Source organism: Sediminicola arcticus (assembly GCF_040566695.1).
Classification (GTDB): Bacteria; Bacteroidota; Bacteroidia; order Flavobacteriales; family Flavobacteriaceae; genus Sediminicola; species Sediminicola arcticus.
In genome coordinates this window covers 336,247-360,851 of the sequence record NZ_JBEXAE010000002.1, presented here as the reverse complement: position 1 = coordinate 360,851, position 24,605 = coordinate 336,247, and the positions used below count along the sequence as shown (strand labels likewise).

The 24,605-nt window shown below is 34.6% G+C and carries 25 protein-coding genes and 2 tRNA genes; 13 read left to right on the top strand and 14 right to left on the bottom strand.

From position 1 onward, the window contains the following. Positions 1 to 58: 58 nt before the first annotated feature. From ABXZ36_RS05385 to ABXZ36_RS05355, 7 genes are all read right to left on the bottom strand, one after another. The gene (locus tag ABXZ36_RS05385) at positions 59 to 1,342 is read right to left on the bottom strand and encodes a DUF3570 domain-containing protein (protein ID WP_354614464.1); all 1,284 of its coding nucleotides are present in this window, start codon (positions 1,340 to 1,342) and stop codon (positions 59 to 61) included. A 6-nt stretch (positions 1,343 to 1,348) separates the two neighbouring features. Continuing rightward, on the bottom strand, positions 1,349 to 1,558 hold the full coding sequence (locus ABXZ36_RS05380) for a DUF4266 domain-containing protein (protein ID WP_354614463.1): 210 nt from the start codon (positions 1,556 to 1,558) through the stop codon (positions 1,349 to 1,351). 36 nt (positions 1,559 to 1,594) lie between these two features. After that, on the bottom strand, positions 1,595 to 2,590 hold the full coding sequence (locus ABXZ36_RS05375; protein WP_354614462.1) for an FAD:protein FMN transferase: 996 nt from the start codon (positions 2,588 to 2,590) through the stop codon (positions 1,595 to 1,597). Then, a complete protein-coding gene (locus ABXZ36_RS05370; RefSeq protein ID WP_354614461.1) occupies positions 2,587 to 3,021 on the bottom strand; it encodes a thioredoxin family protein in 435 nt (144 codons plus the stop codon). Before ABXZ36_RS05370 ends, ABXZ36_RS05375 begins: the two co-directional genes overlap by 4 nt. Before the next feature lie 27 nt (positions 3,022 to 3,048). Beyond that, positions 3,049 to 3,480 carry a QcrA and Rieske domain-containing protein gene (locus ABXZ36_RS05365; RefSeq protein ID WP_354614460.1) on the bottom strand — a complete coding sequence of 144 codons (432 nt, stop codon included), beginning with the start codon at positions 3,478 to 3,480 and terminating at the stop codon, positions 3,049 to 3,051. A gap of 51 nt (positions 3,481 to 3,531) precedes the next feature. After that, positions 3,532 to 4,710 carry an AIR synthase related protein gene (locus tag ABXZ36_RS05360; RefSeq protein ID WP_354614459.1) on the bottom strand — a complete coding sequence of 393 codons (1,179 nt, stop codon included), beginning with the start codon at positions 4,708 to 4,710 and terminating at the stop codon, positions 3,532 to 3,534. 87 nt (positions 4,711 to 4,797) lie between these two features. Then, on the bottom strand, positions 4,798 to 6,984 hold the full coding sequence (locus ABXZ36_RS05355) for a glutamine synthetase III family protein (RefSeq protein WP_354614458.1): 2,187 nt from the start codon (positions 6,982 to 6,984) through the stop codon (positions 4,798 to 4,800). 203 nt (positions 6,985 to 7,187) lie between these two features. Here ABXZ36_RS05355 and ABXZ36_RS05350 point away from each other — a divergent pair, with 203 nt between their 5' ends. Beyond that, complete coding sequence (locus ABXZ36_RS05350) at positions 7,188 to 8,198, top strand: glutamine synthetase beta-grasp domain-containing protein (protein WP_354614457.1); 1,011 nt, start codon at positions 7,188 to 7,190, stop codon at positions 8,196 to 8,198. Between the two features lie 63 nt (positions 8,199 to 8,261). Here ABXZ36_RS05350 and ABXZ36_RS05345 read toward each other — a convergent pair whose 3' ends face one another. Further along, entirely contained in the window at positions 8,262 to 9,200 is a 939-nt protein-coding gene (locus tag ABXZ36_RS05345) for a calcium/sodium antiporter (RefSeq protein WP_354614456.1), read from the bottom strand. Between the two features lie 160 nt (positions 9,201 to 9,360). On the opposite strand from ABXZ36_RS05345, the gene ABXZ36_RS05340 reads away from it, so the two are divergent. The 3 genes from ABXZ36_RS05340 to ABXZ36_RS05330 all read left to right on the top strand — a co-directional run bounded on the left by ABXZ36_RS05340 (position 9,361) and on the right by ABXZ36_RS05330 (position 12,269). Further along, on the top strand, positions 9,361 to 9,720 hold the full coding sequence (locus ABXZ36_RS05340; protein ID WP_354614455.1) for a BlaI/MecI/CopY family transcriptional regulator: 360 nt from the start codon (positions 9,361 to 9,363) through the stop codon (positions 9,718 to 9,720). A gap of 1 nt (position 9,721) precedes the next feature. Continuing rightward, a complete protein-coding gene (locus ABXZ36_RS05335; RefSeq protein ID WP_354614454.1) occupies positions 9,722 to 11,602 on the top strand; it encodes a M56 family metallopeptidase in 1,881 nt (626 codons plus the stop codon). Between the two features lie 514 nt (positions 11,603 to 12,116). Then, the gene (locus tag ABXZ36_RS05330) at positions 12,117 to 12,269 is read left to right on the top strand and encodes an SsrA-binding protein (RefSeq protein ID WP_354614453.1); all 153 of its coding nucleotides are present in this window, start codon (positions 12,117 to 12,119) and stop codon (positions 12,267 to 12,269) included. A 4-nt stretch (positions 12,270 to 12,273) separates the two neighbouring features. On the opposite strand, the gene ABXZ36_RS05325 is transcribed toward ABXZ36_RS05330, so the two are convergent. Next, positions 12,274 to 13,272, bottom strand: a complete 999-nt coding sequence (locus tag ABXZ36_RS05325) for a LacI family DNA-binding transcriptional regulator (protein WP_354614452.1) — start codon at positions 13,270 to 13,272, stop codon at positions 12,274 to 12,276. Positions 13,273 to 13,528: 256 nt separating this feature from the next. On the opposite strand from ABXZ36_RS05325, the gene ABXZ36_RS05320 reads away from it, so the two are divergent. From ABXZ36_RS05320 to ABXZ36_RS05300, 5 genes are all read left to right on the top strand, one after another. Next, a tRNA-Arg gene (locus ABXZ36_RS05320) sits at positions 13,529 to 13,605 on the top strand. Between the two features lie 350 nt (positions 13,606 to 13,955). Beyond that, on the top strand, positions 13,956 to 14,096 hold the full coding sequence (locus ABXZ36_RS05315; protein WP_354614451.1) for a hypothetical protein: 141 nt from the start codon (positions 13,956 to 13,958) through the stop codon (positions 14,094 to 14,096). A 230-nt stretch (positions 14,097 to 14,326) separates the two neighbouring features. Next, positions 14,327 to 14,887 carry a hypothetical protein gene (locus tag ABXZ36_RS05310; RefSeq protein WP_354614450.1) on the top strand — a complete coding sequence of 187 codons (561 nt, stop codon included), beginning with the start codon at positions 14,327 to 14,329 and terminating at the stop codon, positions 14,885 to 14,887. 67 nt (positions 14,888 to 14,954) lie between these two features. Then, complete coding sequence (locus ABXZ36_RS05305) at positions 14,955 to 15,467, top strand: hypothetical protein (protein WP_354614449.1); 513 nt, start codon at positions 14,955 to 14,957, stop codon at positions 15,465 to 15,467. Between the two features lie 18 nt (positions 15,468 to 15,485). Continuing rightward, positions 15,486 to 16,019: a Lin1244/Lin1753 domain-containing protein gene (locus ABXZ36_RS05300; protein WP_354614448.1), complete on the top strand. Its 534-nt coding sequence runs from the start codon at positions 15,486 to 15,488 to the stop codon at positions 16,017 to 16,019. Between the two features lie 261 nt (positions 16,020 to 16,280). Here ABXZ36_RS05300 and ABXZ36_RS05295 read toward each other — a convergent pair whose 3' ends face one another. The 3 genes from ABXZ36_RS05295 to ABXZ36_RS05285 all read right to left on the bottom strand — a co-directional run bounded on the left by ABXZ36_RS05295 (position 16,281) and on the right by ABXZ36_RS05285 (position 18,531). Next, positions 16,281 to 16,781, bottom strand: coding sequence for a helix-turn-helix domain-containing protein (locus ABXZ36_RS05295; protein ID WP_354614447.1), 501 nt, complete (start codon positions 16,779 to 16,781; stop codon positions 16,281 to 16,283). Positions 16,782 to 16,936: 155 nt separating this feature from the next. Further along, on the bottom strand, positions 16,937 to 17,776 hold the full coding sequence (locus tag ABXZ36_RS05290) for a toxin-antitoxin system YwqK family antitoxin (RefSeq protein ID WP_354614446.1): 840 nt from the start codon (positions 17,774 to 17,776) through the stop codon (positions 16,937 to 16,939). 38 nt (positions 17,777 to 17,814) lie between these two features. Then, positions 17,815 to 18,531 (bottom strand): hypothetical protein, encoded by a 717-nt coding sequence (locus ABXZ36_RS05285; RefSeq protein WP_354614445.1) that lies wholly within the window; start codon positions 18,529 to 18,531, stop codon positions 17,815 to 17,817. A 338-nt stretch (positions 18,532 to 18,869) separates the two neighbouring features. Here ABXZ36_RS05285 and ABXZ36_RS05280 point away from each other — a divergent pair, with 338 nt between their 5' ends. Together ABXZ36_RS05280 and ABXZ36_RS05275 are read left to right on the top strand one after the other, a co-directional pair. Further along, the gene (locus tag ABXZ36_RS05280; protein WP_354614444.1) at positions 18,870 to 19,490 is read left to right on the top strand and encodes a recombinase family protein; all 621 of its coding nucleotides are present in this window, start codon (positions 18,870 to 18,872) and stop codon (positions 19,488 to 19,490) included. A 543-nt stretch (positions 19,491 to 20,033) separates the two neighbouring features. Further along, positions 20,034 to 21,362 (top strand): BspA family leucine-rich repeat surface protein, encoded by a 1,329-nt coding sequence (locus ABXZ36_RS05275; protein ID WP_354614443.1) that lies wholly within the window; start codon positions 20,034 to 20,036, stop codon positions 21,360 to 21,362. 110 nt (positions 21,363 to 21,472) lie between these two features. Here ABXZ36_RS05275 and ABXZ36_RS05270 read toward each other — a convergent pair whose 3' ends face one another. Continuing rightward, entirely contained in the window at positions 21,473 to 21,790 is a 318-nt protein-coding gene (locus tag ABXZ36_RS05270; protein ID WP_354614442.1) for a hypothetical protein, read from the bottom strand. A gap of 508 nt (positions 21,791 to 22,298) precedes the next feature. Between ABXZ36_RS05270 and ABXZ36_RS05265 the strand changes: the two genes are divergently transcribed. After that, entirely contained in the window at positions 22,299 to 22,469 is a 171-nt protein-coding gene (locus tag ABXZ36_RS05265) for a DUF6747 family protein (protein WP_354614441.1), read from the top strand. Between the two features lie 502 nt (positions 22,470 to 22,971). On the opposite strand, the gene ABXZ36_RS05260 is transcribed toward ABXZ36_RS05265, so the two are convergent. Continuing rightward, the gene (locus ABXZ36_RS05260; RefSeq protein ID WP_354614440.1) at positions 22,972 to 24,360 is read right to left on the bottom strand and encodes a phage integrase SAM-like domain-containing protein; all 1,389 of its coding nucleotides are present in this window, start codon (positions 24,358 to 24,360) and stop codon (positions 22,972 to 22,974) included. 146 nt (positions 24,361 to 24,506) lie between these two features. Here ABXZ36_RS05260 and ABXZ36_RS05255 point away from each other — a divergent pair. Beyond that, positions 24,507 to 24,580: transfer RNA gene (locus ABXZ36_RS05255), tRNA-Arg, on the top strand. The last annotated feature ends 25 nt before the right edge of the window (positions 24,581 to 24,605 follow it).

Here is a 24,605-nt window from a genome sequence, read left to right as displayed (position 1 = left end):
AAATTATTAAGTTGTTGAAATTCAAATTTTTACATCAAAATTTAGTTTCTGAAGTCTTCTAATCAGCCACAAAAGATGCTCCAAAAGTGACAATAAAAGAACTCAATCCGTCACTTCTATCGTATTGATTCAGGCGTAAATCTAGCGTCTTGAGCCCATAAGAGAATATTTTTGCAGAGGTAAAAATATCCTTATAGCGAATCCCCATCCCATATTGATGCGCATCAAAAGCTGAAAGATCGTAATCTGAGGTATAGTAGTCTAACGTGGACACTGCTACTTCTTTTTCGTAGAAATAATTTGCAGCACTTTGGGTATAAAATCGGTACATGGGATAAATAGTAAAGGCAGTACTTACCTTTATAGGCACTTCTATACTAGCAGTATGAGAATTTATACCCCAATCATCGCTATAAAATCTGTAGTAAGATCTTATAACGAACATATCGCTGGCAAAAACATTAAGTCTACCACCAAAAGGAACTTTAAACCTAGTATCCGGTAATCGTTCCACATCATCCGCCAATTGAAATTCATCAATAAAAAAATCGTTGCGATCACCAAAATACACTCTTTGAAACGGTGTACTTAGTAGACCATTTTGTGAAACAAGATCCATAAATAGAGACCCCTGCACCCTTTTGCCTAGTATTTGAGATAAATTGAGAGATAGGGAATAGGAGTTTCGGTTTTTATTTTCAAAAGAAGAGAATACTGGAGCATATGTGCCATTACCAGTAATACGATCATCAAAGAAACCACCTCTGAGTTCTATCGGATATTGTGGGTTCCAAGTATCTAAAAAAACCTGAGCACTTGCACTTACTTCTGTGTTTTTCTCATTGAATAGACGGGTATAACTCCCTCCTAATCCTAAGGAAAAATAATCATACTCAGAAGAAATATATCCCTTTACTCCCCAAATGGTATTCCTATCATCAGAACTATGTTGATAAGATGGTGTTAAATGTGCTAAGACATCACTCCTAGATGCCCCAGAGGAAGCTATATATGGACTAACTGGTTGATTTGGGTCCCCATCTAAAGGATTTATGTTACTAGAAGAGGCTGATGTATACGCCGATATACCTACATCTACGGTAAGCACATCATCCTCACCTATGGGCATTTTCACAATAAGACTAGAGGTAATATCAGTCAATTCTTCCGTGCCATCCCCACCAGATACGGCAGCATGTATGCCATCCTGGTTATAATAGCTAAATAAAACATCTATTTCAGTAGCCTCTAAAACACGTTTTTTATAGGTAGTGTTAGAATCGTCTTGTGCAAATCCGACAAATGCAACAATACAAGAAAAACATAAAAAGATTTTTTTCATACCCTGTTAATTACAGCCACAGCCACCACCGGTTTTACCCCCGTTACCACCAGATGCAGCCTCCCTGTATATTTGAAAATTGATTTCGAACTGCTCCATACTTTTTATGGCCAGTTGCATTTCCTCGTCATTCAAATAGACTTTATCATACTCTTTTACTGCTACGCAGGAAGTTAGCGATATGCCTAAAAAAAAGAGTACTAGTGTTATTTTCATTTGATTATAAAGTAAAAAAGCGTCTATAGTCTAAAACTACTTATTATTCTCGAACAGAATGCCATTGCTTTTGTGAATTTTATTTTCACTATCCACTATTATTGCCTCAGTTCCTCTTAGTTGGGTAATCAAAGCCAACCCCGTATCGATACCCATAATATAAACAGCGGTAGCCAAGGCATCACTAAGCTCGGCTGTTTTTGTGAATATAGATACGCTATTGATCCCACTGGCAGGATATCCTGTTCGAGGATCAATAATATGTGAATATTTTACACCTCCAAAAGTTACAAATTTTTCATAATTGCCTGAGGTTGCCACTGAAGATTCCACAATGGGCAACCATGAAAAAATTTTATCTTTACTCAACGGATTAGCGATACCAATCAACCATTTTTCACCACTCACCTTGGTACCCCAAGTTGTAAGATCTCCGGCTGCATTTATAATTCCAGCCCTAACTTGTTTGGATATCAAAAGTTCCTTGGCCCTATCGGCTGCATACCCCTTTCCGATGGCGCCAAAACCTATTTTCATTCCTTTATCCTCTAGGAATACGGTGCTCTCGTCTGAATTCATAATTATTTTTCGAAAGCCCACTTTAGCAACGGAATTCTTTATCTCAGTTTTAGATGGAAGATATTTCATGGATCCATCAAATTTCCAAATCTGATCCATTGAAGCAAAGGTAATATCAAAAGCCCCATCTGTAATCTCAGATACCTGTTTGCTTCGTTCAATGAGCTTAAACAGTTCACTGCTTATTTTTACTGGTTGAATACCTGCATTTCTATTGATTTCGGAAGTCTCAGAACTTTCATCCCAAGAAGAAATTATTCTTTCAATACGTTGTATCTCGGCCGCAGCATCCTCAATATTAATATATCCCATCTCCTCATTAGCTGCAACTACGGTTATTTCAAACCTGCTCCCCATCAATTTCATTACCTTTTGTACGGTGACATATTGATGCTCCTGACCATAAGAACTCACAAACAAAATCAGAAATAAATAGGGGAGTATTTTTTTCACTTTTTAAAGGAGTTTAAAAGTGTGATGTACTTCTTAGGTGTGGATTTATGATACCCTGTTTCTCCCAATATGTTTCCGTTTTTGTCGAGGACCAACACCAAAGGAAAATATCCCTTTGAATTATAACGGTCCGCCAATTCCTTATTTTGTTGTACCACCTGATCTTTAAGTTTGTTTTCCTTTTTACGGGGAAAGTCTGCCCTGTAAAGAAGATAGTTTTGCTTGGAATATGATTTGAATTCTTCAGACTGCCATATATCCCTATCCAATTTAATGCAAGGAGCACACCAATCAGATCCTGAAAACACTAAAACAATTGGCTTATCTTCATGTTGAGCCATAGCCAAGACCCCCTTGTAGTTTTCCTGCCAATCTTGCGCAGCACAGAATAGGGTAAAAAAAATCAATAAAACCCTTACCAATAGCTTCATTATGAAAAGTGTAAAATTAATTGCCCATTATTCAAAAACGCGAAGGATATCACCATTGAGTTCTGTTCTAAAAATTTTTAGTCGATTATTGGTGATACTATTTAAAGGAGTTCCTGTCTGGTCGAATCGTGAACCATGGGTGGAACAATAAAATATTCCATTATTATCATCAATAAAGCGAACCTCCTCAGTTCCCTGATGACTACAAACTTGACTAGCCGCCACGAAGTTGCCCTGTAAGTTTCTTACGACAACCACGAGGTTTTTAAGGATAAAACCTCCATTATTTTTTAGGTTATTGGCTTCACTTGAATTAAGATCTATTGTAAAATCTACCCCACTGGGAACAGGCGTCTCTTGCAAATCATCCCCACCTGAGGAACACCCATTTAAACATGGAAATACAAGGGCAAAGGCTGCACCTGCACCTATACTTTTTAAGAATTTTTTTCTTTCCATAGCACATTACCTTATTATAAGACAACGTTTTAATTGAATAATTCGTATGCCTTAATATTGGAAGATTCCGTATTCGCTATTTATTGTGAGTTTTTTAGTCTCACTTTCGGCTACCCTCCCCACTATTTTGGCATCTACCCCAAAACTTCTGGATATTGAAATCACATTATTGGCAATTGCTTCATTCACATAAAATTCCAAGCGATGACCACAGTTGAATACTTGGTACATTTCCTTCCAATCTGTCTTAGATTGTTCCTGGATTAATTTAAACAAAGGTGGTACTGGGAAAAGATCGTCCTTTATAATATGAAGGTTATCTATAAAGTGAAGGATTTTTGTCTGTGCTCCACCACTGCAGTGCACCATGCCATGAATATCCTTGGAGGAATAAGAATTCAATATCTTTTTTACAATGGGCGCATAGGTCCGCGTTGGTGATAAAACTAATTTTCCCGCATCCAATGGTGATTCCGGTACAACATCTGTCAACTTTACATTTCCAGAGTACACCAATTCAGAAGGCACGGCATGATCATAGCTTTCTGGGTATTTATCTGCTAAATATTTAGAAAATACATCGTGTCTTGCAGACGTAAGTCCGTTACTTCCCATCCCTCCGTTGTATTCCTTTTCATAAGTAGCCTGTCCGAAAGATTCTAAACCCACAATGACATCCCCGCGTTTAATGTTCGCATTATCGATAACTTCACTGCGTTTCATTCTTGCGGTAACGGTAGAATCCACAATAATAGTTCGCACTAAATCCCCTACATCGGCAGTTTCCCCTCCTGTGGAGTGGATAGTGATTCCATGCTCCTTTAAATCGGCAATAAGGTCTTCCGTACCATTGATAATGGCTGACAGCACTTCACCAGGAATCAAATTTTTGTTACGTCCAATGGTGGAAGATAGCATGATATTGTTAGTGGCTCCAACACAGATTAGGTCATCCACATTCATGATCAGGGCGTCCTGTGCAATACCCCTCCATACCGAGATGTCCCCAGTCTCTTTCCAATACATATAGGCCAATGAAGATTTGGTCCCTGCCCCATCTGCATGCATTACCAAACAATAGTCCTCATCATTTGTTAAATAATCAGGGACTATTTTACAAAATGCCTTAGGGAACAAGCCTTTGTCTATGTTCTTAATGGCATTGTGCACATCTTCCTTGGATGCGGAAACCCCTCTTTGCTTGTATCTTTCACTATTGGATGAAACCATGGATCTGTTGTTTGGTACAAAAATAAGTGAATCCATAAAAAAAGCCCACATAAAGTGAGCTTTTAAATTTAGGATATTAGAAGGCTTCTATTTTATGAACAATAGCTCCCTATATTTGGTCAGTGGCCAAAGCTGATCATCTACCAAGCGTTCCAATTTATCACTGTGATTTCGTATCTCCTCAAAATATGGACGAACATTGTCACAGTAGGCAAATGCTTTTTTATTTACATCCTTTAAGGCATTGGCACTTTTTCTAGCCTCCGTCATGGCGTCTGTCTTTTTCTTTAAAGCACTAATATTCTCCCCTATGTTTTCTATAATAGACAATTGCCCTTCTGTAAACGATTTGTGGGCCGCTCCGTAGATATCCTTGAGACCCATCACATTTGTGATCAGTTTATTCTGATAGGTAATGGCAGCAGGTATCAAATAGTTGTATACAATCTCATTGTACATCCTACCTTCTATTTGCAGGTGCAGTATGTAAGCTTCCAATTCCACCTCTTGTCTTGCTCTTACCTCCACTTCGCTCATGACATTCATGGACTTCAGCAAAGTCAAGCTCTCCTTAGAAGTAAGTACCTGTAAGGCCTGAGGAGTAGATTTATTATTGCTTAACTTTCTTCTTTTGGCCTCTTTTTCCCAATCCTCGCTGTAGCCATCCCCCTCGAACCTTATTCTCTTGGAGGTCTTTATATATTCCCGTAGGATATTAAAAACAGCCTCATCTTTTTTAAGGCTCTTTTTATCTATCAAAGCGTCCACTTCCTTTTTAAAGGCAATCAATTGTTTCGCTACAATGGTATTGAGGATAGTCATTGGCTTAGCGCAGTTAGATTTGGACCCAACACCACGCATCTCAAATTTGTTTCCTGTAAAAGCAAAGGGAGAGGTACGGTTCCTATCAGTATTATCCAATAAGATCTCTGGAATTTTACCAACTACATTCAATTTAAGCTCAGTTTTCTCTTCTGGCGATAATTTACCATGGGAAACCCCTTCCAGCTCATCAAGTACATCACTTAATTGTTTACCAATAAAAATAGAAAAAATGGCTGGGGGCGCCTCGTTGGCCCCTAGCCTATGATCATTACTTGCCGAAGCAATGGAAGATCTCAAGAGCTCCTCATACGTATCCACCGCCTTTATCGTATTGATAAAAAAGGTTAAAAACTGCAAGTTTTTCATGGGCGTAGTTCCCGGACTTAAGAGGTTCACTCCTGTATCCGTAGCCAAAGACCAATTATTATGCTTTCCTGAGCCGTTGATTCCAGCAAAGGGTTTTTCATGGAAGAGCACCTTAAAGCTATGTTTGTCCGCAATCTTTTCCATGACGTCCATGAGCAATAGATTGTGGTCTACCGCTAAATTGGCCTCTTCAAATACAGGTGCCAATTCAAATTGATTGGGCGCCACCTCGTTATGACGCGTCTTCACAGGGATTCCCAATTTGGTACACTCCTTCTCCAAATCACTCATAAAACTAAGTACTCTGCTTGGAATTACCCCAAAATAGTGATCATCCAATTGTTGTCCTTTGGCAGCAGAACTTCCCACCAAGGTTCTTCCAGTGAATAATATATCTGGACGAGAATATGCCAAAGCCTTGTCTACCAAAAAGTATTCCTGCTCCCATCCTAGGGTAGCATTTACCTTAGAAACATTTTTATCAAAATATTTAGCTACTGCAGTAGCCGCCTCATCAACAGCGCCCAATGCCCTCAATAACGGTGCTTTATTATCCAAAGCCTCGCCAGTATAGGCTACAAAGATAGTAGGAATACAAAGGGTTGATCCATAGATAAAGGCTGGAGAAGTAGGATCCCATGCGGTATACCCCCTAGCTTCAAAGGTATTGCGAATTCCTCCATTGGGAAAACTAGATGCATCTGGCTCTTGTTGCACCAATTGTCCGCCTCCAAACTTCTCTAAAGCCTTGCCATCAGGTAAAAGATCAAAAAAAGCATCATGCTTTTCTGCGGTAGCTCCGGTTAAAGGTTGGAACCAATGGGTATAATGCGTGGCCCCCATATTGATGGCCCATGCCTTCATTCCTTCCGCTACTTGATCGGCAATTTTACGATCCATTTTTGTTCCTGAAAACATGGCACCCTTAACTCGGTCAAAGGCGTCCTTGGTCAAAAACTGAAGCATCTTAGCCTCATTGAAAACATTCATCCCAAAAAGTTCAGACCGTCTACCTTTCTCTTCAATGGCTATGCGCTTTCTATTATTACTTTCCTTTATGGACGAAAATCTAAGCTTGGACATATATTGATTTTATGTTGAGAGCAAAATTAAGGATTTAATAATTTATGGACTAAAAAATAAATTTAAATCAAAATACCCCTAAATCTATATGGGTAAATAAAATAATAAGATCATTTAATACAATTAGACCCTAAAAATTTAGATAGGTAGATGAAATATTATATTTTTGCCTTTCTTAAAGATTAAAATTAACTACCAAGATTATGAGCAAGTCTAAATTAGAATACATTTGGTTGGATGGTTACGAACCAACCGCAAACCTAAGAAGCAAAACTAAAGTTGAAGATGATTTTAGTGGAAAATTGGAAGACTGTGCTATTTGGTCTTTCGATGGAAGTTCTACAAAACAAGCTGAAGGAGGATCTTCTGATTGTCTTCTAAAGCCTGTTGCAATATATCCAGATCCTACTAGGAAAAATGGATACTTAGTTATGACAGAAGTTTTAAATCCCGATGGAACGCCACACGTATCAAATTCAAGAGCAGGTATTGATGATGAAGATGGTGATTTCTGGTTTGGGTTTGAGCAAGAATATTTTATTATGGATAGAGCCACCCAATTGCCTTTAGGTTTCCCAGTAGGAGGTTATCCAGGCCCTCAAGGGATGTATTACTGTTCTGTAGGTGGTAAAAATACCCACGGAAGGGCATTTGTAGAGGAGCATGCCGATCTTTGTATCGCTGCCGGATTGAACTTTGAGGGAATCAACCAAGAGGTTGCAAGTGGACAATGGGAGTTCCAATTGTTTGCAAAAGGAGCCAAAAAGGCAGGAGATGAAATTTGGGTTGCCAGATATTTATTGGATCGTTTAACAGAAAAATATGGTTACTATATAGAATACCACCCAAAACCAGTAAAAGGTGACTGGAATGGATCAGGCATGCATGCAAACTTCTCCAATACTACTTTGAGAACTTGTGGTTCACAAGAAATATACGAGAAAATCTGTGAAGCTTTTAGACCAGTTACCGCTGAACATATTGCCGTTTATGGTGAGTTTAACGACCAGCGATTGACAGGGAAGCATGAAACTGCATCTATCCATGACTTTAGTTACGGAGTATCTGACAGGGGAGCTTCTATAAGAATTCCGATCATCACCGTTCAAAAAGGATGGAAAGGATGGTTGGAAGACAGAAGACCAGCTTCTAACGGCGATCCATATAAGATTGCGGGAAGAATTGTAAAAACGGTAAAAACTGCTAAAGTTTAAACCCACCAAAATAAATTAATTGTTTTATCACCCAAAAGAGCCTCTGGAATTCCATGGGCTCTTTTATGATATTGTATGGTAAATAAAGGCCAGGTAAAATACCAAGAGCACCAAGCCGTCACGCCATCCCAAGCGGAGTCCTTTCGGGAAAAATACCAATGGAAGAATGAGAAATGATATACCCAACATCCAAAAGATATCGCTATTTAATAAACCCTGATCCATGACTGTAATTGGAGTGATAATTGCCGTTATCCCTAAAACGGCCAATAGATTAAAAATATTTGAACCAATTAGGTTACCAAGGGATATCGCCTTTTCCTTTTTTAATACCGCAATCACCGAGGCGGCCAATTCCGGAATACTAGTACCTACAGAAACTATGGTTACTGCCACTATCCTATCACTAACCCCGTAATAAGATGCTAATCCTACGGCACCATTGATCAACAACTCGGAGCCGCCCCAAAGTCCGACTCCTCCAAGTCCCATATACAATACCGTTTTATATAGCGGCAATTGAACATCATCCTCTGGCATTTCATCTACTACTGCTGTTTTCTGAAATCTCAACAAATAAACCAGGAACAAGAACAAGACTACCACCATGGCAATCCCCTCGCTTTGGTGTAACCGTCCATCAAAGTAAATAAATACAAAAAATATCAACGAAGCCAACATCATAACAGGCCAATTGGTCGTGTAAAAGTCTTTACGAACCTCAATAGGTCCAAGAATAATGGTTATCGCCAACACAAGTCCCAGATTTGCAATATTGGAGCCGACCACATTACCTAGAGCCAGATCTGGAAATCCATCCAATGCGGCATTGATACTAACAATTAATTCTGGAGCAGAAGTAGCAAAAGAAACTACAGTCATCCCTACCACAATTTTAGGAATATTGAGTCTCAATGAAAGTGCTACAGCTGCTTTTAACAACCAATTACCTCCCAAGATTAAAAATACCAACCCAGTGATAACGAATAAGATATTCTCCATTACTATTTTTTCTTGTAAATATAGAAGAAGAATACCAATTCAAAACACGCTTGGGAACAACTCACCCATTTTCATCCTACTATGTTTTTAGTTAAATAACTACTAATTTAGTTGTATAACTACTATTTTAGTTTTAGGTTTGGTATAAACAATAAAAGTGATGCAAAAGCTAACCAATAAGGAAGAGGAAATCATGAAAATCCTATGGCAATTAAAAAAGGCCTTTGTAAAGGAAATTATGGCCGAAATAAAAGAGGATCAGCCCCATTATAATACATTATCAACCATTGTTCGCAATTTAGAAGATAAGAACTATGTATCCCACGAGGCTTTTGGAAACACCCACAGGTATTATCCAATAATTACCAAGGAAGATTATCGCAAAAAGTACATCAATTCAACATTGGCAGATTATTATGACAATTCATATAAAAGTATGGTTTCCTTCTTTGCGAAAGAGGATAAAATATCTGTTGAGGAATTGAAAGAAATTATCAATCTTATCGAAAAGAACAAATGACATGGAAATATTTATAATATACCTATTAAAATCGTCAGGGGTAATCCTTTTATTTGTCTTAAGCTATTCTGTGCTACTTCAGAAAGAAACTACATTTAAGTTGAATCGCATTTTTTTACTCTTCGGACTTCTATTAGCTTTAGTATTGCCTTTTGTTACCTACACCAAAATAATCTGGATAAATTCACCGATAGTTCTCAATGTAGCTTCTTTAAACACAGCACTACCTCCGCATGAACTTCCGGAGCCTATTAAATGGTTCTGGCTAGTACTTCTAATGTACGTAATAGGTTGTCTCGTATTAACTGTCCGATTAATCATACAGTTATTATCATTAAGAAAATTAGTTTATGAGAGTACTACTTCAAATACAGAAGGTTATATCATGGTGGAGACAAAAAAGAACATAGCGCCATTTTCATTTTTCAAATACATTGTTCTCTACAAAAAGCCCTATTCAGAAGAGGAACTTTGTAGTATTATAACCCACGAAAAAGTCCATGTCTTGGGCTTACATTCCCTAGATATTCTTTTCATGCAATTAGTATCAATCTTCCTATGGTTCAACCCATTCATTTGGCTCTATAAATCATATATGGAACAAAATTTAGAATTTATTGCAGACCATCAAACCGCAGAAATAAATCAAAATAAGAAGAGTTATCAATATCTCCTTCTAAAAACAAGTTTGGGAAGTCAGCAATTCTCCATTGTAAATCCCTTTTTTAATTCATTAATCAAAAAACGAATCGTCATGTTAAACAAAGTAAAATCAAACAAAAAACAAGTGTGGAAATTTGCCACTGTCCTTCCTATGATCATTGGCTTTATTTTCCTTTTCAATGTCAAGACCGTTGCACAGTACAACATACAAACTTCTGTAGAATTAGATCCAGAGGAAGTGGTCTATACCATCATAAAAGAACGAACCAAAGCAGAACTGGAAGAACTAAAGAAACAGATAAAATCTACCCAAATGGGAACCTTAAAATACAATGGCCTCAAAAGAAACGAGGCTGGGTACATTTCCGCTATAACAATTGAATACCAGCACAAGACCAATGGGATGGTCAGAGCTAGTTACAGTGAGGAGAATGGGATAGAACCAATACTTTTTGGTACCAATACTGGAGGTGGTATGTTCATTGTTTCGGGAGATCATGAGATGCCTTATGGCCCTTCGGAAATACGCTCCAATATAGAGAGGATGATTATAAGCACTAAAATTGATCGGGCAAATGAAGATCTAGCTCGCACCAATACTTATAAAAAGGAGAAAAAGCACATTGTAATTCTTAATGAAAACGATGAAGAAACAATTATAGTAAATGGCGATAGAGTTACCATGGATGAATTTGAAGAAATGAAAAAGGAAGGGGTAGAACAAGAAATTATCATTAAAAAAATAAAGAAGGGAAATGGGGATGATACTATTTGGATAGAATCCTTTAATGATACAACTAATAAAATAATCATTAAAGAAGTAGACGGTAAAAAAACAATTGAGGTCAATGGGAAAACAATTTCCAATGAAGATTTTGAAAAAATGAAGATGGGCAAAGAATCAGATCAAATGATATTGCATATGGACCACCATAACAACAAAAAGAAATCTGTTTTTATTGTAAAGGATATACACAAGGAAATGAATGACGAAAATGAAGAGGAATTAATCCACTCCTCCATGATGAATACCGCAGATGATGAGAAGAATATCAAAATAATGATAAACGGTAAGGAATCTACAAGAGAAGAAATGAACAAGCTATCCCCAGATGATATTGTATCAGTTGACATTTTAAAAAATGCAAAAGATAACGAAAAGCTGGGAACGACAAATAAGGCGACCTTCATTAAAATTACAACCAAAAAGAAACAATGAGCAAGATTGCATTTTGTTAAAATCGCTCCTAAAGGGAGCGATTTTTTTTGAAAGAAAATGATACAAGTATATTTTTTAATATCTTTCAGCATCAAAGTTCCCTAGGCAACATAAAAAAGGAGCACAAATCCCCCTTCAGCTTTTACACATTACAACATCTGAGCCTTTTTAAATTAAAATATAAAACCTTTAATAAGATACAAGCTGAAAATCTAAAATAGATTATATTTATTTAGTAATATATTCATATGCAAATATATTAAATCGTAGACCACGACTTGGAAATGTGAATTGTATTGTTGTATACTGAGTCAATAATCGATCACTGTAATCCAATCTACTAACATTAAAAACGAAGAACTATGATCATTCTTGCTGAAATTCTGGTATTTGTCCTCATGTCATTAATTATGATATTAGCTTAAAGTCAATACCATAAACCCATTTAAAAAGAAAGGAGTGGAAAGGCATCCTTTTTATTAGTACATATCTACTATATTTGGAAAAAATAGCGATGAAAAAAATATTCTTTAAATTGTTGGCCAAAGTGAACCAACTACTCTTTCCGTCCTTTTCAAAAAAGCAATTAGATCTTTCTAAAGCCACCAAAGCACAAATGGCAATTATTGGATGGCGCTACTATGTGACACTTCAATCCTTAGATTAGGCTCTCAATATAACCTCTTCTGTATACTATCAATACGAATTGCCTTTAAGGTATCTTCCACATTCCCTTCCAATTGGGAAATTAGTAATTGAGCCGACTGTTCCCCGAGAAACTTACCGCGCTGAGAAATAGCTGTAACACCTTTGATATTTTCAAAAGAAGATTTCTGATTAGAATAACCATATACACACACATGACCGGTTTCCAAATCTTTACGCACTTCCATATCGTCAATGATGGTTTCCAATAAATACTGATTGGATATGATCAAAACATTTATCCTTTTCATTTTAATCTTGCTTACCACATCCTTGACAAAAGTTTCTTCTCCGTTAGATTTCAATAATTCCACATCCTTAAATTGATGCTCAGTGTTTAGGGCGTCTAAAATTCCTTTTTTCCTTTTATCAAAATAAATGGCATCTGAAAAAGAATCCACTATCAAAACTTTGTCATTTTTAGACAATTTTATATTCTTGATGGAATTATAAGCCTCCTTGTAGAAGTCAATACTAACCTTATGGGCATTTAATTCATTTGGAACCTTATTAGTGAGCACAACCGGCATACCCGAATTGATAACCCTTGTTATATGTTCGTATTTCTCTTGTACAATAGTTTCATCTGTCAAGGAAATAATAATTCCGTCAATGCCCTTATCACTTAAGAAATTCAAATTCTCATCTTCGCGTTGTACACTATAATTAGAAGTACACAAGATCGCATTGTACCCGTATATATGAGCAACCTTTTCTATTCCTATAAATAACTTAGCAGAAAACCGATCTAAAACACTTGGAATAATAACTCCTATGGTTTTGGTTCGGCCCTTTTTAAGGCTAAGTCCCAATGAATTTGGTCTGTATTTATATTCCAAAGCCACCTCCTTTACTCTTTTTTTAGTGATATCACTAATTTCTGGACTATTGTTCAACGCCTTTGATACAGTAGATGGAGATAAGTTTAAAATCTTAGAGAGATCCTTTAGTGTTAAGTTTTTCACGAGTTGGTTGTTAATTAAAATCCCCCATTTTTACGATATACTATTTTCGACCTTACGCCACATGTCGTCATTAAGGATTTACCACAAAAATAGGTGGTTAGCTGTCTTTTTTAACACATATTCTCAGAAAAGTATTGTTCTAGATCAGTCCAAATCCATGAAATCATCTTATTTTCATTACTTTTTACAATAGTTCTTTGCTGTAAATTCAAAAAGAAATATATTTGCAGCCCGTTAGTTCGGAAATCGCCAAAAAGGCCTCGTGGCGCAACTGAATAGCGCATCTGATTACGGCTCAGAAGGTTACTGGTTTGAATCCAGTCGAGGTCACCACTGAATATCAAGGAGTTACTATGAAAGTAGCTCCTTTTTTTATGCCCAATGTTTACGACCACGTTTACAACATACTGCACTTTTTAACACAATTCGAGGGATATTTTCCCATTAAATCAGAACTTTTTCAAGATATTAATATACCAATAGGTATATTTAAGGAAATGTAAATATCTTCTACTCCCTTAGTAATCAAGACATATCTCACCTCAACATATAACCAACTCTTATAATTCATTCTCTATTGTCAATTAGGAACGTTAATAACTTTTTGATGGTAATCGCCTTAAAATGGAACAGATAAAGACGAATCAAGTTATAACTATAAGTAATAACTAAAATCTACTTATATGGACTCACTAAAAGAAAATGTATCAATCCGAATTACTACAGAAGACAAACTGAAAATCTACAAGAAGGCTGATGAACTATACATGACCCCATCAAGTTTGATGCGTCAGATCGTGTTAAGAAACCTTCAGAAATACTAAAAATGAAAGGGGAAAAGAAAGAACCTGAAATAGTCATTGAGGTAAAACTTAGTAAAGGAGAAATATCCAAGATTAGACGCATGTGCGGACTTGCAACTACTGTTAAACATAGTACAACTATTAGCACATTTCTGCGAATGGTTTTAAAAAACCATTTACAAGTTTTTAATATCGAACAGTATCATACCGAACTGAAAAATTAAATAAATAACTAAATAAATAATTATATAATGACTAGAGAAATTAAAGTAAAAGAGAACGAGAAAAGAGCTATTAAATTTGATGACACAGCATTCAATTCCGCAATGCAATCTTATAAGGACAAACTACACCTTGAAGAGCAAATAATACAAGAGATTAAAAGCGTTCTAGGTAATGAAACTAATATCCCATCAGAGCTGTTTAGCGACCTCATGCCGAACGTTTATGGTTTAATAGAGGATAAGTATAAGAAGGAAAATACCCTTAGTTTAAATGGCTTAAAATTAGCTGGCTTAATGGACATAAACTTAGAGAAAATCAAGTCTTTAAGCGCTAAACATTACCCTCAAAAGGACATATTAGAACCTGTAAAAGAAGACTTCACTAAATATGCGACCACTAAAGAACAAATTGCTAGACTAGAATTAGCTGAGAGTATGCTGAATCTAGTAGGTGTAGCCGAAGATAATGGTTTGAGGTCAATACCATTTCATGTTCAGTCCTCCTTCTCCCCTTCTCCTATATATTTCGATAGGTACTCGAATAAATTTGAGCCTAACCTATTTTATATCTACAATTCTTTCAGGTAATGAACAATAAGGAAGTAATAATTAATGATCTGTATTGGGTTATTGTATTGATTGTAACAATTCTCTTGTGCTAAATCGAGGTGGACTAAATATTGATTATTCTGATGGATTTGCAATGGAAGAAAAGTATATAGCGAAATACGATTTCTATATCAAACAAATTCTAGATTCCGATTATATTGAGTCTGCTACAAGAACCATTGTTGACCAAGCATGTGGAATAGATATTTATGCAACAATAAAGGAAAATGTATATGGCGTGTCTTTGAGGGTGAGAACTTCTGATTTCCACTCATTCACCCTTAGCAGACATGTTAATGACCAATACAGCGAAATTCTCAAATGGGTTAAACAATCACAAGGAATAATAAAACCAGCCTACCATATCCAAATCAATGAAGGCAAGCACTACTTCACAATAACGAAAATTGATGTACAAGAGTTTAGTCTTCATCTGAACGACCTAATACACGAGGGAAAATTAGAATCTTATTATAACACAATGCTATTAGCCTATGAATTTAGGCTTTCAGAATTAACCTCAAATGAAGCTATTACCAAGAAAATTATATATAAATAAATATTAAATAATAAAGATATGAGCAAATTTAAAAATCAGTATTTCAACCATGACTTTAATGCGTTTAATGATACCAAGATACAACACCTTATCTACAAGAAAGGGTATGAAGGTTATGGAATATATTGGCGTATAATTGAAATGATGCACACTAATGAAGGTAAAATAGAGAATGACCTAGAACGGCTTAGTTTTACACTAAATGCACCTAAAGAATTAACATCAGCCATTATAAACGATTTCGGTCTATTTATTACTGATGATGAGTATATAATATCGAATAGAGTTATAGAGCAATTAGATACCATTAAGGGTAAGTCTGAGAAGGCTAAAGAAAGTGCCAATAAGCGATGGAAAAAAGATGAAACTAAAAAACCAACTAACGAAATTGAAAATTCTGTAATTACTAATGAAGGATTTGACGAAGATGCCCTAAGAAAAAAATGGATTAGTTATTTCACAGATAAAAACGGTTCATTGGATAGTTTCAACTACTCCTTTATAGATGAGCAAGTTGAAAAAGAAAAAATGAAATATAACAGAGCCTCATAAATCCTTTACTATTTATTCATTAAACATAGTATAGCGCATATGTTTTCATAAATACTAACCTTATGCGAACGCATAGCGAATGCAATGCTATAGATAGATAGATAGATAGATAGATAGATAGATAGATAAAAAAACAAATAAACAGAAAGACAGAAAGATAGATAGATAAATAGATGTTATCTGTTATTTAAAAAAAGGGTTTTTAAGAGTTGTATATTACTCTTGATTTTTTATAATTCCGTTTGTCCTTTAAATTCTAATCTAACTTTTATTGGCAACCTCCAATTTATTAAGCCTGATTTTAATCGAATTAATATCCAGTACAATTTGATTCAAAGCATCTTGTATATTTTCTAATTGTGAACTAATACTTTTGTCTTGGTTTTCATCTTTATTAAAGGTGGAATTTTCCACTTCTTTGAATAAAGTTCTTTGCAAACTTGAGTATTTACTTTTAGGAATAGTTTCACCTGCTTCGTAATTTTGTACTGTTCTAATGGTTACTCCAATACAATCAGCTAATTCTGATTGACTTAAACCAAGTTTTTGTCGTTGTATTTTTATCTCCTTAGAGGTAATTATAAAAGTTCCTTTGCTTCCTTCAACATACTCCTTCAGATGTCTCGCCTTTATTCTGGAAATATTTCTTCTACCCTCAAACCAAGAATTGACTGTATGTATAGATGCTCCTAAAATTTCAGATATATTTTCACGTGTAAGTTCATACTCATACGCTAACTCTTTTAATTCGTCTTTAGTCATAATTCTGTTTGTCCTTTATACCTGTTCCAACCTCCAGAGTAAGTGTATATATAACCACTATGTTCAAAATTTTGGTATCTCCTAACCAATTGCAGGAATTATAAAAAGTATACCAGTAAATAGAATTACTCATATAAGTTTTTAGTTTACTAAAATCAATGCTTCCTTTCAATTAATACTCCATTTTCAAACATTGCATTATAATTCAATATTCCATATTCGTCATAAACTTCTATAATACCATTCTCTTTATGGTCTTTAAAAGTCCCTTTGAACTTAACTTGACCATTTGAATAATATTGTGTGAATTTCCCATCTAATAATCCATTTTTAAATTCACGTTCAGATTCAATTTTACCTGAATCTTCAAAATAAAATTTCCAGATCCCGAATCTACCATTTATTGGAATTCCTATTGTTCCAAAATTTGACCCATCCCCATTTTTGTAATTCCCTTCAGCTCTTAATTTGCCATTATCGTAAAAGTACTTCCATTCACCAGTTTGCATACCATCTATGTAATGCCCAACTTGTTTTTGATTCCCATTGGAATAGTACTCTAACCATTCATCATTCTTTTTGTATCCTAGAAAGTTACCTGATATTAATACCTCTCCATTTTCTGTAAATTTCTTGTAAGGACCTGTTTTTTTTCCTTTTTCGTATGTATTCTTTTCTTTTAAATTTCCGTTACCATAATAATACTCCAGATACTCACCATCTATTTTACCGTTAATACATTTAAACGTCAGTTCAACTCTTCCAGATTTCGTTGTATCCAATACTCTACCTGAAAAAGGTTTTTCCTTGTATTTGTAAATTCCGTCTGCCTTATTTAGGCTACGTGAAGAAATAGTATTTGGACTTGTATTGCATGAACTTAAAATACCTAAAGAAAGTATTATAAATAACATTGGCTTAATTGCATTTATCAGATTCATAGGTTTTAATGGATAGTATATATTTATAAATAAATACCACAAATTTATTTTCATTCTTTAAATGGTAATGTATCTAGAGCGCCACTTTACTTTTATAGCAGTTTCTCTATTTGGCTCTTACTCTGTGGTATCTTGCCTTTATTACTAGTTAATGTTTCTGCTTCTAATTCCATAGCTGAAATTTTTCTAATCAGATCAATAATTTCATTGTCAGTTTTCTTTAATGCCTTCTCTATTTGGTCATTTTCTCCTATACAAGCAGTTGCCCTCATATAAATAAATACATTTCCAGATGAACCAAGTTCTCTAAAGTCAACCTCATACTTGAAGAGCATATTACAATTTGGGTAAATAGCCCTTGCCTTCTGGATTAGTTTAAATTTAGCTCTATTAACTGCACCCTCCTGACTATTGCTTTTAGCATGAGCATCATCTATTGTCTTTTCTATAGCATATCCAATTGCACCTCCAGAAAACCTATCCCCTGTTGTAGGAGCGGAAAATTGCTCTACTACTCCAATATCAACCATTCCTAAAGGTTTAGCTTCGTACAATTCAGTATTAAATATCTTCACATTGTTGGCTATAACATGTGACGTACTTTCTTCTAACTCTTTTAGATCTTTATTTAATTTTATTACTTCCCGACCTAAGGATAAAACATAGTCACTATATCTATTATATATACTACCATCTACACCCTTAAAATCACTTTCTTTCCAAATCTTCTTTCTAAACCTCTCAGGAAGAATGTCATTTAATATTTTTGACTGCTCATCATTCAACTCTTTATCTGTAAATAAGCCCATACTATTAATTATATTTTATTTATAAAAATAAATCATTGACACTTCAAATAATTATGGTTTTCCGTAATCGACATAGCAAACCAAATGCATAATACACTAATATAGAATATTATCTTATATACTCCGACAGGCTTATTTCTTTTAAATTGAATTTTTGATTCAATCCTAATAATAAGAAATAGAATTTATTAGATGATTTAAATAAAATTGTGCCACTTTCTAAGTATACCTAGAATTAACACATAAAATATCAAGTTTTTATTGACTTTAGTCTTGTTAAATTGATACATGTTAAAAATGAACACTATATTTGTATCATAACCTTAAAATATTAGAAGATGTATGCTACAAACAATTCCAGAACTCTTAAATACACAAGAGTAAGTACAACAGAACAGAACGATGCCAGGCAACTAAATGAAGACATGCCTATGCTATCAGATAAATGCTCTGGCTCAATACCGTTTAGGGAAAGAGAAAAGGGTTCTATCGTCCTTGAAATGGCTCAGGAGCGTAACCTAGATGCCTTACATGTCCAGAGTATAGATAGACTTGGTAGAAATACTTTAGACATCATGCAGACAATACAAGAGCTGACTGATTTAGGAGTAAACGTTGTATCTGAAAAGGAAGGATTGCAAACCTTGATTAACGGTAAGGAGAACCCTGTCTCTAAATTGATTATAAACATTCTTGCCACACTTAGCGAGTTTGAATTAAACCGCATAAAGGAAAGACAAGCTGAGGGTATTGCTGAAGCTAAAAAGAGAGGTGCTTATAACACTAATGGAGGAAAGCCAGCTGAAACTATTGAACAGTTTTTAAGTAAAAAAGGAAATGCTAAGTGCTTTAAATTATTAAAGACAGGTACAAGTGTGAGAACAGCTTCCAAATTAGCAGAAATCAGCACAGGAACTTCACAGAAAATTAGTAAAATGATAAAAGATGGATTGATATAGCTATTAATTGAACTCCCAAACAGATTGACGTAAAATGCAATCTGAACTTTTAGAGTTATCCAATTTTACGAAATCAAACATTTTTCACTACCCATTTATACAGAACCTTTCCTATTTCTACTTCGTTTCTTTTTCTTCTTTTTCTAATCCTTGCAATATTTGTTCAATTTATAACACCTATTAGCTGAACAATCTTAACTTAACTCAGACAAAAACCACCATATAAGACGAACTATTGCAGGTATAACTATTAAGACCAATTACTAGAGTAAGAGTATCGCCTGTGTAATAGTGTTATGTTCAGAATCATAAACTACCTCAACAAAGAACTTGTCTATTGCGTAACAATTAATATGAAAGTTTTGAGTAATGTAGCAGTTTAACGATATTCATAAACTATTAAACGTTTTTAAAGAGTTTTTAGTCGTTATAACAGTTCGTGCGAAGTATACTTGCGGCTCTCTAACAAAAAGTTTCCAGAAATTTCATCTCAAATAAAAAACGGGTTGATTAAAAAAAGACTTTTTATAAACCCATATTTTTATGAAAAAATTAATTATTTTATTTGTTGGCATTTTAGTGCTTGCATCATGTTCAAAGGAAAGTGTTGCTGTGGAAGAAACTATTTCAGGTATTTTCTCACAAGGAGGTGTTAAGGTATCTGTATGTCACGGAAATGCAGGCGCAATTGTTATAGGTGAATCTGCTTTAGATACGCACATAGCACACGGCGATGCCGTAGATAGAGATGGTGATGGTTTTTATGATAAAGAAAACCCATGTTCTGAGATAGATTGTGATGATACGGCATTTTCAGAAGATAATTCATGCGTTAGTTGTACTCTTACAGATGGTAATATTCGCGAAGCTGTACAATTTTGGATCACTAACCAACCAGATGCAGAAGAGAAATATGGTCATATCAGTAAATGGTGTACTTCCAATGTAACGAATATGTCAGGATTGTTTAGCGGTGCAACATCATTTAATCAAGATATAAATGGTTGGGATGTAAGTAATGTAACGAATATGTCAGGATTGTTTAGCGGTGCAACATCATTTAATCAAGATATAAATGGTTGGGATGTAAGTAATGTAACGAGTATGAATGGTATGTTTAACAACGCAACTTTATTTAACGGAGATATAAGTAATTGGAATGTGAGCAATGTAACGAATATGTCTTTTATGTTTATAGCTGCAAGAGCATTTGATCAAGATTTAAGTGGTTGGGATGTAAGTAATGTAACGAATATGTCAGGATTGTTTAGCGGTGCAACATCATTTAATCGAAATATAAGTAATTGGAATGTGAGCAATGTAACGAATATGTCAGGATTGTTTAGCGGTGCAAGAGCATTTGATCAAGATTTAAGTGGTTGGGATGTAAGTAATGTAACGGATATGTCAGGATTGTTTAACAACGCAACTTTATTTAACGGAGATATAAGTAATTGGAATGTAAGTAATGTAACGGGCATGAGTGCTATGTTTAACAACGCAACTTTATTTAACGGAGATATAAGTAATTGGAATGTAAGTAATGTAACGGGCATGAGTGCTATGTTTAACAACGCAACTTTATTTAACGGAGATATAAGTAATTGGAATGTGAGCGAGGTAACCTTTATGCAGTTTATGTTCGCCAATGCAGCATCATTTAATCGAAATATAAGTAATTGGAATGTGAGCAAAGTAACGAATATGTTTGAAATGTTTAGTCGTGTATTTTCATTTAATCAAGATTTAAGTGGTTGGGATGTGAGCAGTGTTACTATATGTGGTAAATTTAATCTTTCTATAATATCTAGTACTTCAATAACTAATAATTGGACACTACCTAAACCTAACTTTACAAATTGTAAACCATAGGGCTGTATTAAAATTAACAAATAACAAGACTCCTCATTTATTTGGGGAGTTTTTATGTTTTATTAATTGTTATTAAAACTTTCCCCTTCGTGCGTAGAGTTTTGCTAACCTTAAAGATCTGTCTGCCCTTTAAACCTATTCCACCCTCCAGAGTATGTGTAGATATACCCTTTATACTCAAAGTTCTGATACCTTTTTACCAACTGGGTAAGTATAGATAAGATTGCCTCTGGGTTCTTGTGTACCCCTCTTGTAAACCCCTGCTTCTTTACACTGTATACACCATTCTCTACCCATGCATAACTGCCCCCATAGTTATTGACACAGAACCTAACCCTACTCTCTATGGACTCTTGTATGTATAGTTTTATATCTACTATACTAATATTCACCTTCTCACTAGGTATCATAACTTGGAATTTATCCAAAATTATGGATTATATCCAAAAGGGCAATTGGTATAATAGTTAAAGATTGATTACTGAATAATTTAAGGCAGTTACTCAAACCTTCTTTACATACAGGTTCGGTAATTGGTCATTCGCGCGCGCGTATTGTTTTGATTTTCCTTTTTTATACGTGCTGAAAACTTGAAAAAATCTTGATTATTCAAAATTTTGGTACTGGTATTATAGGATCGTGTTCATGCGTCGCTACAAATACCCATTGTTTTACTGGTGGATTCGTCGTTTCTAGGCAACCCTAAGAAAACCACTACTGAAAAGTATCTTTTTTATTTTTTTTTAATTTAAAAGATCGTCGAATTTTACCTTATCACTACCCCCTTGAAACAAAAAGAATCTTTTAAGGGTAGATAATTTCGATAATGTGTATCCCTAATAACATTGAACGGAATTATCCACAACTTTAACTAAATATTTAATAATCAGCGCAGTAGAATATTACTTTTACTCTAGTAATTTTAATAATCGAAATATGAAAACATTACTACTCATCAGAAATACCTATTCAGAAAGTTTTAAAAGTATAGAGAATTTCTTTGTCCGAAACTATTTTAAAGGATTTGCCATATTCAGCTTTATTATGTTTGCAGTAGTATTGTATGCCTTCATCTTTAGAGTATTCACTGGATTCTCTTTTGATTAATGTTGATGATATTTAAACCTAAGGATAAATATAAATTATCCGTAAATAAAGTTATGCTCATCTTGGGTGTGGTGTATTTTTTATTTACAATCTATTTGATAATAGAGATAATATTGATGCTTTAGTCGAAATTGGTCTATTGTTTTAAAGTTTGTTTGGTTGAAGATATGAAGATAGTAAATACTCTATTGCTAAACTTGTATAGACCTATACAAACTTATGTAGCTAATTCATGGACTAATTTAGCACCCTCCTTATATCTTTAATTACCTTGCCAAAGGGATTGTTGGGCAGTTTGCTGGTTAGTCTGTAGTTCTGTTGGGTGCATCGAAAGATATAAAGGGAAATGACAGAGGCAGTATCTAAGCAGTCTTATTTTATCTGATCCAATAACCATCCATTTTATTAGGGAGTTAAAGTCTTGCACCATCTTGCGATACCACTAATATAACACCGTTCACGCATAATGAAAAACAAACTTATTAACGCAAATACCTACTATTTATTTAATTTTTAAAGCTTTATGAACTTCTTCCCAAAATCCTTTTTCATCCATAAACAAATCATCATTATAGATGAAATCTGGCACTTCTAAAGCTTTTATTTTCTCTAATAACAGCTCCATTAACTCTGATGCTTTAAAATCCCTTAAAACCTTTTTATGTGCATTTTCTACTTGCTTTACAAACTTTTTAGTGTTAAGGTTGTCATAGTGTGCAAGCATAGAGTCATCTGTATGACCCAATAAAACCCTTCTTATTGTATCACTTACACTTAACTCCAATGCATAGGTATTAAAGGTCTTTCTAGCCGTTTTATAAGAATATCCTAACAACCTAGAAACTTTCTTTTTATATATATCCCATACATTACCATGTACATCATACTGCGTATCAACATCATATTTGAATATGGCTATCTCATCATCAAAAGAAGGAATTATTTCAGGTTTAGATTTGTAGTGAGTGAAAATAATTGAATATTTAAGGGTTTTAAGAAGTTTATATGTAGGATAATCATCTATCATAATCCACATATCGTCATTACCCCTATTCTTGGTTTTAGCCCTCCTATGTACGAGATATTTGTTTTTAGAATCGCAGAATTTCGACATGTCATTAATACCGTCAAAATTTGCCATTTTAAAATTTACAATATCCGAAGGATACATTCCCCTTGTACAAAACATTAACAAATAAAAACCCAATGCCTGCCATTCATAAATACTCTTAACTTTTAGTATTGCCTCCTTAAAGTCTTCGGTTGTACAGGTTCTTATTTCACTTCTTCTTGAAGCCATTCTCAAACCTTTAGGAAGTTCAAATTTTTCAAATATAAAACCCTTATTATATGCATCATTCATTATCGCCCTAATCTTGGTAAGGTTTGAATTATATGATGTTGCTCTTTTTCCACTTTTCAAAAAGTTACGTTTATATCTATCCAACAAACCATAATTAACCTCATGAAAAAGAAGTTTGTCTTTAATATCTGTATAATATTTCAATGAATTAATAGCAGTCCTGTAATCAATATAAGTAGCGCCAGATCGACTTTCTTTTATTTCTGTTTCAATGTATTCATCCACACTATCAAAACCCACCTTTCCCTCTAAAAAAGAGACTACCTCCTGTCTACTAAACTGTTTGGTTTGATATTTGTCTTCGCAAGTATTTACCTTAATCCTAAATTCTTCAAGAGCCTTATTTAAAATAATTGCATTTGCATAAGAAGCTTTTACTCTACCTTTTTTTTCGTCCCAATGCTTAGGTTCAATTGTAATTCCCGTAAGGATTTTTTTCCTATAACTTCTTCCATCTAAAATATCAAAAACAATATTACATGTTCCGTCCTTTAATGGTCTCTTGATTAATTTCAAGTTTATTGTCATATAAATAAATTATAAATGTTTACGACCATGTTTACCACCATAATCATAACGGAATAAATATAAACAATAATTTAATAATAAATAAGGAGTTAGAAATACTATATTTAATAGCATTTGCAGCCCGTTAGCGTGGAAATCGCTAAAAAGGCCTCGTGGCGCAACTGAATAGCGCATCTGATTACGGCTCAGAAGGTTACTGGTTTGAATCCAGTCGAGGTCACGAATAAATAGTTCAATAAGAGAAA

Excerpts from the sequence above, each read along its gene's own strand:
- ABXZ36_RS05380 (WP_354614463.1), bottom strand. The coding sequence starts at position 1,558 with ATGAAAATAACACTAGTACTCTTTTTTTTAGGCATATCGCTAACTTCC.
- ABXZ36_RS05290 (WP_354614446.1), bottom strand. The coding sequence starts at position 17,776 with ATGAAAATAAATTTGTGGTATTTATTTATAAATATATACTATCCATTA.
- ABXZ36_RS05345 (WP_354614456.1), bottom strand. The coding sequence starts at position 9,200 with ATGGAGAATATCTTATTCGTTATCACTGGGTTGGTATTTTTAATCTTG.
- ABXZ36_RS05280 (WP_354614444.1), top strand. The coding sequence starts at position 18,870 with ATGTATGCTACAAACAATTCCAGAACTCTTAAATACACAAGAGTAAGT.
- ABXZ36_RS05370 (WP_354614461.1), bottom strand. The coding sequence starts at position 3,021 with ATGAAGCTATTGGTAAGGGTTTTATTGATTTTTTTTACCCTATTCTGT.
- ABXZ36_RS05295 (WP_354614447.1), bottom strand. The coding sequence starts at position 16,781 with ATGACTAAAGACGAATTAAAAGAGTTAGCGTATGAGTATGAACTTACA.
- ABXZ36_RS05315 (WP_354614451.1), top strand. The coding sequence starts at position 13,956 with ATGGACTCACTAAAAGAAAATGTATCAATCCGAATTACTACAGAAGAC.
- ABXZ36_RS05355 (WP_354614458.1), bottom strand. The coding sequence starts at position 6,984 with ATGTCCAAGCTTAGATTTTCGTCCATAAAGGAAAGTAATAATAGAAAG.
- ABXZ36_RS05365 (WP_354614460.1), bottom strand. The coding sequence starts at position 3,480 with ATGGAAAGAAAAAAATTCTTAAAAAGTATAGGTGCAGGTGCAGCCTTT.
- ABXZ36_RS05300 (WP_354614448.1), top strand. The coding sequence starts at position 15,486 with ATGAGCAAATTTAAAAATCAGTATTTCAACCATGACTTTAATGCGTTT.
- ABXZ36_RS05260 (WP_354614440.1), bottom strand. The coding sequence starts at position 24,360 with ATGACAATAAACTTGAAATTAATCAAGAGACCATTAAAGGACGGAACA.
- ABXZ36_RS05340 (WP_354614455.1), top strand. The coding sequence starts at position 9,361 with ATGCAAAAGCTAACCAATAAGGAAGAGGAAATCATGAAAATCCTATGG.
- ABXZ36_RS05335 (WP_354614454.1), top strand. The coding sequence starts at position 9,722 with ATGGAAATATTTATAATATACCTATTAAAATCGTCAGGGGTAATCCTT.
- ABXZ36_RS05330 (WP_354614453.1), top strand. The coding sequence starts at position 12,117 with ATGAAAAAAATATTCTTTAAATTGTTGGCCAAAGTGAACCAACTACTC.
- ABXZ36_RS05275 (WP_354614443.1), top strand. The coding sequence starts at position 20,034 with ATGAAAAAATTAATTATTTTATTTGTTGGCATTTTAGTGCTTGCATCA.
- ABXZ36_RS05265 (WP_354614441.1), top strand. The coding sequence starts at position 22,299 with ATGAAAACATTACTACTCATCAGAAATACCTATTCAGAAAGTTTTAAA.
- ABXZ36_RS05385 (WP_354614464.1), bottom strand. The coding sequence starts at position 1,342 with ATGAAAAAAATCTTTTTATGTTTTTCTTGTATTGTTGCATTTGTCGGA.
- ABXZ36_RS05285 (WP_354614445.1), bottom strand. The coding sequence starts at position 18,531 with ATGGGCTTATTTACAGATAAAGAGTTGAATGATGAGCAGTCAAAAATA.
- ABXZ36_RS05310 (WP_354614450.1), top strand. The coding sequence starts at position 14,327 with ATGACTAGAGAAATTAAAGTAAAAGAGAACGAGAAAAGAGCTATTAAA.
- ABXZ36_RS05360 (WP_354614459.1), bottom strand. The coding sequence starts at position 4,710 with ATGGTTTCATCCAATAGTGAAAGATACAAGCAAAGAGGGGTTTCCGCA.
- ABXZ36_RS05350 (WP_354614457.1), top strand. The coding sequence starts at position 7,188 with ATGAGCAAGTCTAAATTAGAATACATTTGGTTGGATGGTTACGAACCA.